The 13,140-nt window shown below is 74.1% G+C and carries 12 protein-coding genes; 4 read left to right on the top strand and 8 right to left on the bottom strand.

What is annotated here, in order from left to right; translation table 11 throughout:
- Nucleotides 1–3 precede the first annotated feature (3 nt).
- From BX283_RS33845 to BX283_RS33855, 3 genes are all read right to left on the bottom strand, one after another.
- Complete coding sequence (locus tag BX283_RS33845) at nt 4–384, bottom strand: DUF779 domain-containing protein (protein ID WP_101392733.1); 381 nt, start codon at nt 382–384, stop codon at nt 4–6.
- Nucleotides 385–484: 100 nt separating this feature from the next.
- A complete protein-coding gene (locus tag BX283_RS33850; protein ID WP_101391225.1) occupies nt 485–1,594 on the bottom strand; it encodes a mechanosensitive ion channel family protein in 1,110 nt (369 codons plus the stop codon).
- Between the two features lie 227 nt (nt 1,595–1,821).
- The gene (locus BX283_RS33855; RefSeq protein WP_143676522.1) at nt 1,822–2,880 is read right to left on the bottom strand and encodes a hypothetical protein; all 1,059 of its coding nucleotides are present in this window, start codon (nt 2,878–2,880) and stop codon (nt 1,822–1,824) included.
- Between the two features lie 185 nt (nt 2,881–3,065).
- On the opposite strand from BX283_RS33855, the gene BX283_RS33860 reads away from it, so the two are divergent.
- From BX283_RS33860 to BX283_RS41080, 3 genes are all read left to right on the top strand, one after another.
- Nucleotides 3,066–3,248, top strand: coding sequence for a hypothetical protein (locus tag BX283_RS33860; RefSeq protein WP_101391227.1), 183 nt, complete (start codon nt 3,066–3,068; stop codon nt 3,246–3,248).
- 57 nt (nt 3,249–3,305) lie between these two features.
- Entirely contained in the window at nt 3,306–6,287 is a 2,982-nt protein-coding gene (gene lanL / locus BX283_RS33865) for a class IV lanthionine synthetase LanL (RefSeq protein WP_143676523.1), read from the top strand.
- A gap of 77 nt (nt 6,288–6,364) precedes the next feature.
- A complete protein-coding gene (locus BX283_RS41080) occupies nt 6,365–6,490 on the top strand; it encodes an ALQxL family class IV lanthipeptide (protein WP_190087302.1) in 126 nt (41 codons plus the stop codon).
- A 64-nt stretch (nt 6,491–6,554) separates the two neighbouring features.
- On the opposite strand, the gene BX283_RS33870 is transcribed toward BX283_RS41080, so the two are convergent.
- The 5 genes from BX283_RS33870 to BX283_RS39835 all read right to left on the bottom strand — a co-directional run bounded on the left by BX283_RS33870 (nt 6,555) and on the right by BX283_RS39835 (nt 11,247).
- The gene (locus BX283_RS33870) at nt 6,555–8,381 is read right to left on the bottom strand and encodes an ABC transporter ATP-binding protein (RefSeq protein WP_373979321.1); all 1,827 of its coding nucleotides are present in this window, start codon (nt 8,379–8,381) and stop codon (nt 6,555–6,557) included.
- 4 nt (nt 8,382–8,385) lie between these two features.
- Entirely contained in the window at nt 8,386–8,802 is a 417-nt protein-coding gene (locus BX283_RS33875; protein WP_101391229.1) for a lasso peptide biosynthesis B2 protein, read from the bottom strand.
- A gap of 38 nt (nt 8,803–8,840) precedes the next feature.
- A complete protein-coding gene (locus BX283_RS33880; RefSeq protein ID WP_101391230.1) occupies nt 8,841–9,098 on the bottom strand; it encodes a lasso peptide biosynthesis PqqD family chaperone in 258 nt (85 codons plus the stop codon).
- Between the two features lie 4 nt (nt 9,099–9,102).
- Nucleotides 9,103–10,977, bottom strand: coding sequence for a lasso peptide isopeptide bond-forming cyclase (locus BX283_RS33885; protein WP_101391231.1), 1,875 nt, complete (start codon nt 10,975–10,977; stop codon nt 9,103–9,105).
- Nucleotides 10,978–11,139: 162 nt separating this feature from the next.
- Nucleotides 11,140–11,247 carry a keywimysin-related RiPP gene (locus tag BX283_RS39835; protein ID WP_107503689.1) on the bottom strand — a complete coding sequence of 36 codons (108 nt, stop codon included), beginning with the start codon at nt 11,245–11,247 and terminating at the stop codon, nt 11,140–11,142.
- A gap of 418 nt (nt 11,248–11,665) precedes the next feature.
- Between BX283_RS39835 and BX283_RS41815 the strand changes: the two genes are divergently transcribed.
- Nucleotides 11,666–12,976 (top strand): NB-ARC domain-containing protein, encoded by a 1,311-nt coding sequence (locus BX283_RS41815; protein WP_257584051.1) that lies wholly within the window; start codon nt 11,666–11,668, stop codon nt 12,974–12,976.
- Nucleotides 12,977–13,140 lie beyond the last annotated feature (164 nt).

Consider the following 13,140-nt stretch of genomic DNA (forward strand, 5'->3'; position numbering starts at 1 on the left):
CCGTCAGATCAGCCGGGAGCGGATGAGGAAGCGCACGCCTTCCGGAGCCTCCAGGGAGAAGCCGCTGCCGCGCCCCTCCACGACGTCGACGATCAGCCGGGTGTGCCGCCACACCTCGTGCTGGCTCACCGACATCCAGAACGGGACGGGCTCCTCCACCCCGTCGACGGCGAGGCGTTCGAGCAGGACGTCGGAGCCTCCCGTACGGAACTCGCCGTCCGGGTAGCACATGGGCGCGCTGCCGTCGCAGCAGCCGCCCGACTGGTGGAACATCAGGGGCCCGTGGGCCGCCCGCAGCCGCCGCAGCAACTCGGCGGCAGCAGGCGTCAGTTCCACGCGCGCGTGCCCGGTGCTCGTGTCGCTTCCCGCGTTCGGCTCGGACATGAGGATCACGGCCCTTCGGTACGGCGTCCGGACCCCCAATCAACCACGGAAGGGGTTGCCGTCACGTTGCGGGCAGGTCGGACGACCGTCACCGGGTCCGCTACCCCTTGAGGTGCGCCCGTACCGAGTCGTCCTGGGCCTCGCGCGGATGCGGGACCGGGAGCGGTGACGAGGGCGTCGGTTCGTCGTGCTGGAGCGAGACCGTCCGGGTGGGGGCCGGGATCGCGATGCCCTCCGCGCGGTAGCGCTGGTGCAGGCGCTTGATGAACTCGTGCTTGATCCGGTACTGGTCGCTGAACTCACCCACGCCCAGGATCACGGTGAAGTTGATCCGCGAGTCCGCGAAGGTGTGGAAGCGGACCGCCGCCTCGTGGTGGGGGAGCGCGCCGGTGATGTCGACCATCACGCTGTCGATGACTTCGAGGGTCACCCGCTCGACGTGCTCCAGGTCGCTGTCGTACCCGACGCCCACCTGGACGAGGATCGACAACTCCTGTTCGGGGCGGCTGTAGTTGGTCATGTTCGTCCGGGCGAGCCGGGCGTTGGGGATGATGACCAGGTTGTTCGACAGGTTGCGCACCACGGTGTTGCGCCAGTTGATGTCGACGACGTACCCCTCCTCGCCGCTGCTGAGCCGCATGTAGTCACCGGGCTGCACCGTCTTGGAGGCGAGGATGTGCACGCCCGCGAAGAGGTTGGCGAGGGTGTCCTGGAGGGCGAGCGCGACCGCGAGGCCGCCCACGCCGAGGGCGGTGAGCAGCGGCGCGATGGAGATGCCCAGGGTGTCCAGGGCGATCAGCGAGCCCATCGCGACCACCACGACGCGGGTGATGTTCACGAAGATGGTGGCCGACCCGGCCACACCGGTCCGCGAGTGCGCCACGGACTGCACCAGCCCCGCGATCACCCGGGCCGTGGAGAACGTGGTGATCAGGATGAGCACGGCGGTCAGCGAGTGGTTGACGATCGCCGCGATCCGCGTGGTGAGCGGCAGCGCCGAGGCCGCCGCCGCGGTGCCCGCGATGACGGCGGCCCAGGGGGCGGAGGTGCGCAGCGCGTCGACGATGATGTCGTCCCCGCTCCACCGTGTCCGCAGCGCGTGCTTGCCCAGCCACCGCAGCAGCGCGCGCAGCAGCACCGCGGCGAGGAGCCCCGCGGCCACCGCGATGGCGGCGACCACCCAGTCGTGCAGGACGAGGCCCCGGGTCAACGGACACCCTCCGAGGCGCGTCGGGCCGGGGAGACGCCGTGGGGGGCCGAAGGAACGGCGAGGGCCGCCACTGGCCGCCGTATATGAAGTGTCGCCATCTTGTCACCTGTCAGTTCGTCTTGCGCGAAGCCTCGTTCGGCGGTCCGCGTACGCGCCGAACGGGCTGCCATCCTGCCCCATGGGCGGAGCGACGTCGCAGGTGGGCCGGGGTGACACCGGGCACCGGCTCATCCGCACGGGGTCTCGCCCCGGACCACCGGGTCCTCGGGCGCGGTGAGGCGGGCGCGTTCGGCGAGCACACCGCCCTGGAAGCGGCTCTCGGCGCCCAGCTCCTCCAGCAGGTCCGCGATGTGGCGGCGGCAGGTGCGCAGGGACATGCCCATGCGCCGGGCGATCACCTCGTCCTTGGCGCCCTCGGCGAGCAGCCCCACCAGCGCCCGCCGCAGACTGTGGCCGACCTCCTTGTACGCGGCCTCACTGGTGCCCAGGAACGGGGTCGCGCCGGACCAGTGCTGCTCGAACACCCGGCAGAGGTAGGCGACCACATCGGGGTCCCGGACCAGCACCGCGCCCTCGCCCGAGCCGCCGTCCGCCCGCCGGGGCAGAAAGGCCACGGCCCGGTCGAACACCACGGCCCGGTCGGGCAGTTCGGCGGCGGTGCGGTACTCGGCACCGGCCTCGGCGAGCGTCTCCACATACCCCTGGGTGGACAGGCTGGAGCGCGCCGAGTGCTGGTAGAGCGTGCGCATCCGGATGCCCCTGCGGAGCATCGCCAGATCGCGGTCGATGGCGTCCCCGAGGCGGTGGGGTGCGCGGCCGCCGCCCGGCTGGATGCTGAACACCTCCTCCCGGCACTCCGCCGCTGCCTCGGTGAGCATCGCCGACGCCGCCGACAGGTCGGGCAGCAGGTCGATGCCCTCCCGGTGGCCGCGCCGGCGCCGGGCGGCCCGGTAGTGCGGCATGAGGGAGTGCAGGTCGTCGCGGACGGACTGGGCGTGCGCCGCGTCCCGCGCGAGCCTCGCCTCCAGCGGGCCCACCACCTCCGCGGCGGCGGCGTCGGGGCTGACCGGTATGAGCTCCTCGGGCCTGCCCGGCGCGGGGCGCAGCAGCCGGAGCAGCAGCAGGGTCCGGCAGGCCGCCTCGACCTCCTCCTCGGTCAGGCCGAGCGCCGGGGGCGCGTCGGGCGGCCACCGCTTGAGGCTGCCCCGTGACAGCACGTACTCGAAGACGGCGACGGCTCTCGCGTCCAGCTGCGGCAGCCCGTCCATGTTTGCACCGATAGTCATGAGTTTCCCCCGCAATGCGGCCGTACGACTTCCGTGCCATGCAGGCTATTGCCAGGTCAAAGCCCTGGACCAACGGGGCTTGCCGGGATGGACTTTGGTCGTCCGGCCGGGCAAACCCCGCCAGGCCGACATTTGGGACCCGGTGGGTCCATGCGTTCCTGATCTCCCGACCCTGGAGCCGTGCCATGCCCGGAGCAGTCCGCTGTCTTCTCGTCCTCACAGTCCTGGTGGTGGGTGGCGCGTGCGTCACCACGGCGAACGGCGGCCCGGGGACGGCGGCCGGAGCGCGCGGGGGTGTGACCGTGACGGTCGCGGCGGACATCCTCGACACGAGCTGGGGCGACGACTACGTGCGGCCCGAGCTCTAACCCCTCTCCTTCGGCTCCTTCTGCTCCCTTCTGCCGCGAACTGTGAGGTCGAACAGCGTGTCCACCCTGCCCGCGGCGCCGCCGCCCGCCCCGCTTCCGGCCCTGCCCGGACCCCGGCGGGCCCGCGCCGAACGTCCGGCGGACCTCGCGCTGTTGCCCGATCTGGTACGGGCGGTGGTGGCCCGTACCGCATCCGGGGCGGACTGGACCGTGGAGCCCGGCGACTTCTGGTGCCACGTCGTCCCCGCCGGGGCCGCCCGCCGCGCCCAGGGCTGGAAGCTCCACGTCTCGGCCACCCCGCTCGCCGCGCCCCTGACCCTGGCGCGGGCCGCCGAGGTGCTCGTCGCCCACCGGGCCGCCTTCAAGTTCGCGGGCAGCCCCGCCAGGGTCGCGGCCCTCGTCTCCGGGCGCTACGAGCGCGGCGGTGGCGGCAAGTTCATCACCGTGTATCCGGCCGACGACGACCACTTCCGCCTCCTCGCCGAGGAACTGCACCTCGCCACCGCCGGGCTGCCGGGTCCCGCGGTGCTCTCCGACCGCCGCTATCGGCCGGGAAGCCAGGTGTACTACCGGTACGGCGTGTTCGCCGCCACCACGGAGCTGACCGCCGACGGTTGCTTCGCCGCCCGGCTCACCGACCCCCAGGGGCGTCTGGTCGCCGACGAGCGGAACGCCTGGTTCAGCCCGCCTGCCTGGGCGGGCGATCCGTTCCCCGACCGCCCCGCGGCCCCGGCCCGCAGCAAGGCCACGGCCAAACCGGTCCTGCTGAACGACCGCTATCTCGTACGCGGTGCGATCCAGCACTCCAACAAGGGCGGGGTGTTCCGCGCCGAGGACACCAGGACCGGCGCCCAGGTCGTCGTCAAGCAGGCGCGGCCTCATGTGGGGGCGGGCCTGGAGGGGCTGGACGTCCGCGACCTGCTGCGCAGGGAGGCGGCGCTGCTCGACCGCTTCGCCGGTGCCCGCCCCGACCGGGTCCCGCGCCTCGTCGAGGTGTTCGAGCAGCAGGGCAGCGAGTTCCTGGCCGCCGAGTCGGTACCGGGCGCGACCCTGCGGCGCACCGTCGCCGAGCGTCTGATCCAGGACGGGACCGGCTGCCCGGACGACCGTACGGCCGACTCCCTGGTCCGGCAGCTCGTCGAACTGGTCGGCACCGCCCACGGACTGGGCGTCACCCTCCACGACTTCAACCCCAACAACGTGATGGTCACGCCGGAGGGCCAACTCCTGCTGATCGACCTGGAGATGGCGGCCCGGGAGGGCGAACTCTGGGTGCTGGGCGCCACTCCCGGCTACACCGCCCCCGAACTGCGCGCCCTGGACCAGGTGGCGCCCGCGTTGACGCCGGACGTCGACCTGTACGCCCTGGGGGCGACGGTCCTGCACGCGCTGACTGGCGCGGACCCGCTGTTCGCGGCGGACCGGCCGGGCGCGGGGGCCCGGCCGGAGGAGGAGCGCCTGGCCGGGCTCCTGGAGCTGCTGGCCCGGGACAACCCGCCGGTAGGCCGTTTCGCGCCGCTGATACGGGGGTTGATGCGGGACGACCCCGCCGAGCGGTGGACGTTGGAGCGGGCGCGGCGGTTCATCACCGGGGCGGGGGCGGACGCCAACGGTGTGGCGATGCAGAGCTGCGCCCGTACGACAGCGGACGCGGCCCCGGCGTTGCCGCCCGCCGCACCTCGTACCGCAGTGGATCCGACCCCGGAATTGCCGCCCGCCGCACCTCGTACCGCAGTGGATCCGACCCCGGAATTGCCGCCCGCCGCACCTCGTACCGCAGTGGACCCGGAGCCGACCGACACCGCGCGCCTCACCCTCGCACGGCTGCTCCACGACGGTGTCGCCCATCTCCTCGCCACCATGCGGCCGCACGACACCGAACGGCTCTGGCCGTCGGAGGCGTTCGGCGCGACCTGCGACCCGGTGGCCGTGCAGCACGGTTCGGCGGGCGGTGTGAGCGTACTCGCGAGGGCGCTGCGGCACTGGGACGGCGACGGCGCCGGATCGGCGCCCGTGCCGCGGGACGCGCTGCGCGAAGGGCTGCGGTCCGCCGCGTACTGGACCGCCGACCGGCAGGACGCCCTGCCCGGGAACCTCCCTGGCCTGCACTTCGGCCGCTCCGGCACGGCGTGGGCCCTGCTGGACGCGGCCGGGGCGCTCGACGACACCGCGCTCGCCGCACGCGCCGCCGACCTCGCCCTGGCGCTTCCGGTCGCGTGGCCCAACCCCGACGTCTGCCACGGCGCGGCCGGATCCGGTCTGGCCCAGCTGCACTTCTGGCGCACCACCGGGGACCCGCGCTTCCTCGACCGTGCCACACGGGCCGCAGACGGGCTGCTCGCGGCGGCCCGGCGCACCCCGGAGGGGATCTTCTGGCCGGTGCCGGAGGACTTCGCGTCCGCCCTCGCGGGAGCCTGGCACTACGGCTTCGCGCACGGCGTGGCCGGGGTCGCCACCTTCCTGCTGCTGGCGGCCGAGGCCACGGGGGAGGAGCGCTTCCTGGGCGCGGCCGTCGAGGCGGGCGCCACACTGGCCGCCGCCGCCCGCCGGGGACCCGCGGGTGCCCTCTGGCCGGTCGACCGGGCCCGCCACCTCTCCGGCTCACCCGACCTCGCCCGGCACTGGTGCAGCGGCTCGTCCGGAGTGGGCACCTTCCTGGTCCGGCTCTGGTCGGCCACCGGCGCGCACGACGACGCCCTGCGCGAGCTGGTGGAGGACGCCGCCCTCGCCGTACGGGCGGGCAGGGCGACCGATTCGACGTCGACCTGCCACGGGCTCGCGGGCAACGCCGAATTCCTGCTCGACGCGGCCGAGTTGACGGGCGACGCACACCACCGGGCCGGGGCGGAGCTGCTGGTCGAGCATCTGGCGGCGCAGGCGGTCCTGTACGACGGCCGGTTGCTTGTGCCCGGCGAGAACCGCAAGGCGGTGCTCGCCGAGTACGCCACCGGCCTCGCCGGAAGCCTCTCGCCGCTGCTGCGGATGCGTTTCGGCGGCCCCCGCGCGTGGCTGCCCGAGGGCGAACGCGCCCACCCCTGAACGTCCGGTGGCCGCCCGGCCGCCGGCAGCCGGACCCGACGGGTCCGGCCGGTCCCTCCCGAACGAAGGAGTCCACCATGATGGAGCACGACATCGACGCCCTCCAGGTCCTGCCCGAGGACATCCGTACCGAGAGCCTCGGCGGCGAGGACCACGCCGCCGCGCTGATCACGGCCTGTCGCATCCACACCAGCGGCTGCTGACGCGCCGGTGGAGGGGACCGGCTCCAGGTCCGGCCCCCTCCACCGCACACGTCCCGTCGAGCCGCTAGCGGTGCAGCAGTTGGGTCCGCGCCAGCTCGCGGTACAGGCTGTCGCCCGCCAGCAGCTGGGCGTGGGTCCCCACCGCCCGTACGCACCCGGCCTCCATGACCACGATGCGGTCGGCCGTGGTCACGGTGGACAGCCGGTGGGCGACCACCAGGACCGTGGTGGTGCGGGCCGCGTCGGCGATGGTGTCGCGCAGGGCCGCCTCGTTGGCCGCGTCGAGCTGTGAAGTGGCCTCGTCGAGCAGCAGCAGCCGCGGGCGCCGCAGCAGGGCCCGGGCGATCGCCACGCGCTGGCGCTCGCCGCCGGAGAGCCGGCAGCCCCGATGTCCTACGTGGGTGTCCAGGCCCTGGGGCAGCCGGTCGGCCACGTTCTCCAGCCGGGCCAGCCGCAGGACGCGGCGCAGCTGGTCCGCCGTCGCCTCGCCGACCCCCAGCATCAGGTTGTCGCGCAGGGTGCCCGCGAGGACGGGGGAGTCCTGCTCGACGTAGCCGATGCCCGCCCGCAGCTCGGCCAGCGGCCACTCCCGTACGTCCTTGCCGTCCAGCGACACACGGCCGGCGTCGGGCTCGTAGAACCGCTCGATCAGGGAGAACGCGGTGGTCTTGCCCGCGCCCGACGGTCCGACGAACGCGGTCAGGCCGCAGCCGGGGACCGTGAAGGAGACCCGCCGGTGGACGTCGGGCAGCCCGGGGCGGTAGGCGAAGCGCACCTCGTGGAACGTCACGGTGGCGGGCCGCGGCTCCTGTCCCGGTGGTGCCGGGGCCGCGAGACCCGGCGTCCCCACGTCCTCCACCTCCAGCTCCTCCACCTCCCGGATGCGGGCGGCCGCGGCCGAGCCGATCTGGAACTGACCGACCCCTTCGACCAGTTGGCCGATCCGGGGTGCCAGCGCGAAGAGGTAGAGGAGGAAGGCCACCAGCGTGGAGACACCGATCGCGCCGGAGGTCACGCGCGCGCCGCCCACGCCCAGGACGACGAGGAAGCAGACCTGCACGACCACCGCCGACACGGTCGCGGAGACCGCTTCCCACGCGGCGGCGCGCACCCCGGTGCGGCGGGCGTGCTCGGCCGCCCGGTGCAGCACCGCGGCCTCCCGCTGTTCGGCGCCGGACGCCTTGAGCGTACGGAAGGCGCCCAGGGCCCGTTCCAATGCGGCCCCGATACGGCCGACCGCCTCCTGGGTGTGCCGGGTGGCGCGGCCGATGCGCGGGGAGACCACCGCGACGACGACGCCCACGAACGCGATCACGGCGAGCGTGACGCCGAGCAGCACGGCGTCGAGCAGGCCCATCATGACGACCGTCGCCACGGTGACCAGCGTGCCCGTGACGGCGGCCGACACCGCCTGGGGGGCGCTCTGGCGCAGCAGCGCGGTGTCGGAGGTGGCGCGGGCGATCAGATCGCCCGGCTCGGTGCGCTCCACCACCGGAACGCGCAGCCGCAGCAGACGGTCGGTCAGCCGGCGGCGGGCGGCGCAGACGACGGCCTCGGCGGACCGGTCCAGTACGTAGTGGCCGAGTCCGGCGAGGATGCCGCCCGCCACCACCAGCGCGCTGAGCGCGACGACGGGCCCGGCCGCCAGGTGCCCGCGGCCCATGTCGTCCATGACGTGCTTGGCCGCGAGAGGTTGTGCCAGTCCCATCAGACTGCCCAGCAGACCGAGGAAGACCCCGGCGAGCATACGGGCGCGCTGCGGGCGGAGGTGGCCCAGGAGGGCGCGGTGGCCGGAGCGGAGGCCGTCGGCGCGCCGCGGCTCGTCCGGCCGGGCCGTCGCGGGAGCGTCGTCGGACGTGCGGCGGGTCGCGACGGGAGGCGCTGGCGTCACGGCCTCACTCCACCGCGAAGAAGCGCTGGAAGTAGTCGGCCGGTGTGCCCTCGCCGACGGGCTCGCCCTCGGCCTCCACCCAGGCGTGGGCGGCGAACGGCGGACGGGTGCGCACCCCCACGCACCAGGTGGGCCACTGGCCGCGGCAGCGGCACAGCAGCACCGTGGCCAGCGACCGGGGCAGGCACCCCTTGTGCCCGCCCGCCGCCAGGCTCACGGCGAGCACCGTCTCCCGCGCCCGGGTCGCCTCCGCGAGCGTCGCGGGCCGGGCTCCCCTGCGCAGCACGGCCAGGACGGCGCGGATACGGCCGGGCGGCAGCGCGGCCAGCGCGTGCGCACAGCCCACCACCAGCCGGGCCGCGGCGCGGCGGCCCAGGGGGACGGATCGAGGGCGGTAGGGAACCGCTTCGGGCGTCGACATGCCGTTCCTCTTCTCTGCGGCGGGTCCGCTACGGGGGCTTACGGGGCGATGAGGCCCGCCGAGCTCAGGTCGTCCACGATGCGCGTGACGTCCTGCGCCGCCGTCTCGGCGTCGACCCCCTCGTACCGTTCGACCAGGCTCGCCACCGCCCGCTCGGTGCCGTGGCCGTCGAGCAGGGTCTGCAGGACGAGCGCGGCGGTGGGGTTGAGGGTCCAGTACTCGGCGCGCTTCTGGTCGAGCAGGGCCATGCCGTACTCGGTCCGGGTCAGCAGGACGTCGGGCTTCAGCGTGCACATCGGCTCACCCTTCTCGGCCGGCCGGAGGTCCGGCCTGGGACGGTGTCATCTCCCGGGAGCGCAGCCACACTTCGCAGGCCACGGTCGAATGCAGCAGATAGCTCTCGGTCTCCGCGGACTGCGCGCGGCCGCACCACTCGCGCAGCACCCGCTCGTCGACGAGCCCGAGCCGGGCCAGCCGCGAGTCCTCGCACAGCGCGAGCAGCCGGGCCCGGTGGCGGCGCAGCCCCGTCTCCTCCTCGAAGGTGGCGTTGGCCTTGGTGCCGCGCGTACGGCTGGCCTCCGGCACCACGCCGCGCATGGCCTCGACGATGAGCGGCTTGTAGCGCCAGGGAGTGATCCGCTCCCGCGGCCGCACCGCGAGGGCCGCCTCGATCACCCGGTCGTCGTAGTACGGAGCCGCCACGGTGATCCCGAGCGGCGCCGCCATCTGCCCGATGTGGCGGGTCCACTGGGAGATGCCGTCCATCGCGACCAGTTCCCGGTGTTCGCCGTGGTCCCGGCCGCGCGGCCGGACGTCGCGCAGGCGGTCGCGGAGCAGGGCGCGCACCGCCTCGACGGCCTTCGGGGTGGCCCACGGAGGCATCCTGGGCGGCACCGCCCAGTCGAGCAGCGGCTCGTCCACGGGGGCGGGCGGCGCGGTCAGATCGCGGGCGACCCGGCCGAGCCAGGACCGGTACGAGCGCCGGTCCAGCAACTGGTGTGCCGTTCGCCCCCGCGACCACTGGTACTTCGCGCCGTACCCGCGGATGTGGTGCAGGGCGAGGAGGGGATGGGTCCGTACCAGGGCGTGCAGCCGGGCGGGCGTTCCGGCGAGGAGTTCGTCGCCTCCCAGTCCGGTCAGATGCAGCCCCGAGCCCCGGGCCGCCGCCAGCTCCACGATGTGCATGCGCCGGTTGCGGTCCACCGTGAGGATGCTGGGGGTGTCCAGGACGTCGCCGAGCACGTCGATTCCGTCGAACGTCATGGCCACGTCCTCGGCCGGTACGACGTGGTGCTCGACGGTTTCCAGAGCCTGTACGGTCCGCCGCGCCCAGTGCACGTCGTCGCCGAGCACGTCGTGGAGGGCGGCGGTGTACGCGACGACCTTCGCACCGCCGCGTGCGGCGGTGCAGCACACGGCGGTGGAGTCCAGGCCGCCCAGGTCCGCCGTCACCAGATCGCGCCCGCGCGTGCGCGCCTCGACGGCGGCCGCCAGCGCCTCGCGCAGCTGCGCGGCGCCCTCGACCAGCGGGATCTCGGGCTCGGGCGGTGACCACCAACGGGCCGTCCCGGCCCGGCCGCGGGCGTCCAGGGTCAGACCGTGGCCGCCGGGCACGGCCCGTACGCCGCGCCACATCGGGGATCCGGCGAGCGGATACGGCACCGACGTGATCAGTTCGAGGGCGAGCCGGTCCTCGTCCAGCTCGGCGCCGACGAGTTCGGCGAGCACATCGGCCCGGTCCGACGCCAGGCTCACACCTGTGGAGCCGGGCAGCGCGGGGTCGGTGTGGAACACGCGCCGGATGCCGACGGCGCCGCCCCGTACCAGGACCCGCCCGCCGCAACTGGCGATCAGGTGGAAGCTGCCGGTCCAGGTGGCGGTGAAGCGGTCGAGCGCCGTGAGGGAGGACCCCGCGGACATCGCGGCGGCGGCGCGCTGCGCCTCCTGGGCCGTGACGGAGTGCTCGCCGATCAGGGCGACGCGTACGCCGCGGTGCTTCGTCGCGACGATCGTCTCGGGTGCCCAACGGCCCACCAGCCACGGGCGGCCGGAGGCGTGGGGCAGGCTCCGGTTCGCGTGGGCCAGCGCCTTGGCGGCGAGGGCGGCGGCCGCGTCCGTATCCGGCAGGACGACGAACCAGGCGGGCAGCGCCCGCAGGGAGAGGAACTCTTGCACGGCTTTGGCCTCCGGTCGGCAGTGTCCAAAGGGGAGGGCTCACGCTTCACGGCAAAGGGATCGGGTGGCGGCTGGACGCCGCCACCCGATGGCCGGGCCGGTTCAACGACCGGCAGGCCTACAACGGGACTCGCACCGCGAGGCGGTCACGAGCCGTCCGTGTCAGAGGAGCTGCTTGCCGCCGAGGACGTCCTTGGGCCCGGTGTTCTTCAGTCCGGTGACCTTGCGGAAGCCGCCGGCCTTGGTGAGGGTGGGGCGCTCGTACGTCATGGTGGAACTCCTTTTCCCTGTGGGGACGATGAATTTCACAGGCGCGCCTAAAACGGATTCACGAAGGGAATGCCGTTTCCGGTCCCCCCGAGCGGTGAAATCCGCAACACCTACCTAAATGCGATAAGCGCATCTTCACAATGGTCACCCGGAGGTGACAGGTAGTGCCCGGGGGGCGCGTCTTTCGGCCGTGCGACCGTGGTGGGGGCGCACCCGCCCCGGGGTGTGGCCAGTGGGGCTTGAAGTTACGAGCGGGGCTCCGGTCAATAGAACCCCCCTTCGGTCAGGGGGGCATTCGATCGACATTCGGCGCCCAAGTGTCGAAGAGCCGGATCGCGCGTCGGGCTGTCCAACGCCGCCCGCCCTCTCTACGGTGGTCTCGACCGGCCCGACGGGCGGGAGACACGAAGGGGGCTGGGTGGAAGCCGAGTTGACCGCGCTCGCGGCGTCGGGTGCGACGAGCCTGGTCGGGCTCATGGTCTCGGACTCCTGGGGGCAGGCCAAGGAGCGGCTGGCGCGCTTCTTCGCCCGCCGACGCGGAGACTCGGGCGGGACGGACGGCACGGGCGGGACGGACGGCACGCGCGCCGCCGGGGAAGCCGAGGACGAGCTCCAGGCCGCCGACGACGAGCCGGCGGCGCACGGCGTACCGGACGCGGGCGCCGTGGCGGACCTGGAGAGCCGCTGGTCGCAGCGGCTTCTGCGGATCCTCCGTGAGGACCCGGACGCGGCCGGGGAGTTGCGACGGCTGCTCGACGAACTCGCCCCCGCCCGGCCCCGGCCGCCCCACCCCGACGTCCGGCCGGACCAAGTGCCCGCCCTCACCGTCGCGTTCGTCAACCGCACGGCCGACCTCTCGGCCCTGGACCGGTGCTTCGCGGGAGGCGGGGACCGCGCCGCCGCCCCCGTCGGCATCGGCGTGCTCCACGGCCTGCCCGGCGTCGGCAAGACCGCGACCGCCTGCCACTGGGCGGACAGGTCCCGGGAGCTGTACCCCGACGGCCAGATGTACGTGGACTTCGCGAGCCTGCGCGGACAGACCGGCGGCGACGTCTCCGAGGCCGTCGCCATGTGCCTCCGATCGCTCGGGGTGAGCGACGACTGGATGCCGCGCTCGCTCGCCGAGCGCACCGCCCTGTTCCGGTCGCGCTCCGCACAGCGCCGCATGCTGGTCGTCCTCGACGACGTCAGCCACCCCGCGCAGGTCAGACCCCTCGTGCCCAAGGGACCCGGCAGCGCGGTACTCGTCACCAGCCACGGGAAACTCGGTGAACTCGTCCTGGACGGCGCCCGGTTGATCTCGCTGGACCCGCTGGACCGGGACGGCGGGATGCGGCTGCTCGCCGACCGCTGCGGCGAGGACGCCGTGGCCGCCGAACGGACGGCGGCCGAGCGGCTGGTGGCGGTGTGCGGCGGCCTTCCGGTGGCGCTGCACGTGGTGGCGGCCCGGCTGCTCACCGACCGCCGGCTGACCATGACCGGCCTGGCGGAGGAGCTCGCCGACGAAGCCGGGCGGCTCGCCGGACTGTCGATGCGAGGGGAGCGCCAGGTGTCCGCCGTACTCGGCCCGTCGTACCGCATGCTGCCGCCCGACGCGGCCCGGCTCTACCGGCTCCTGGGGTGGGCGCCGGTGCGCACCTTCGACTCCGCGACGGCCGCCGTCGCCGCCGGAGTCGACAGCCCGCGCGGCGGAACTCCTGGAGGTACTGGAGACGGCGAGCCTCCTTGAAGGCTCCCTGGACGGCCGGTACCGCCTGCACGACCTCGTACGGCTGCACGCGCGCGAATGCGCCGAGCGGGAGGAGGCGGACGGCGAGCGGACGGCGCTGACGCGGCGCGTCGCCACGCACTACCTGGCCCTCACCGCCCTGGCCGACCGGGCGATCCGGGCGG

Origin of the sequence: Streptomyces sp. TLI_146 (genome assembly GCF_002846415.1) — a bacterium.
Classification (GTDB): Bacteria; Actinomycetota; Actinomycetes; order Streptomycetales; family Streptomycetaceae; genus Streptomyces.

Coding starts and splice junctions, on each gene's coding strand:
- BX283_RS33855 (WP_143676522.1), bottom strand. CDS start 2,880: ATGACTATCGGTGCAAACATGGACGGGCTGCCGCAGCTGGACGCGAGA.
- BX283_RS33880 (WP_101391230.1), bottom strand. CDS start 9,098: ATGTGCACGCTGAAGCCCGACGTCCTGCTGACCCGGACCGAGTACGGC.
- BX283_RS41080 (WP_190087302.1), top strand. CDS start 6,365: ATGATGGAGCACGACATCGACGCCCTCCAGGTCCTGCCCGAGGACATC.
- BX283_RS33875 (WP_101391229.1), bottom strand. CDS start 8,802: ATGTCGACGCCCGAAGCGGTTCCCTACCGCCCTCGATCCGTCCCCCTG.
- BX283_RS33845 (WP_101392733.1), bottom strand. CDS start 384: ATGTCCGAGCCGAACGCGGGAAGCGACACGAGCACCGGGCACGCGCGC.
- BX283_RS33860 (WP_101391227.1), top strand. CDS start 3,066: ATGCCCGGAGCAGTCCGCTGTCTTCTCGTCCTCACAGTCCTGGTGGTG.
- BX283_RS39835 (WP_107503689.1), bottom strand. CDS start 11,247: ATGACGTACGAGCGCCCCACCCTCACCAAGGCCGGCGGCTTCCGCAAG.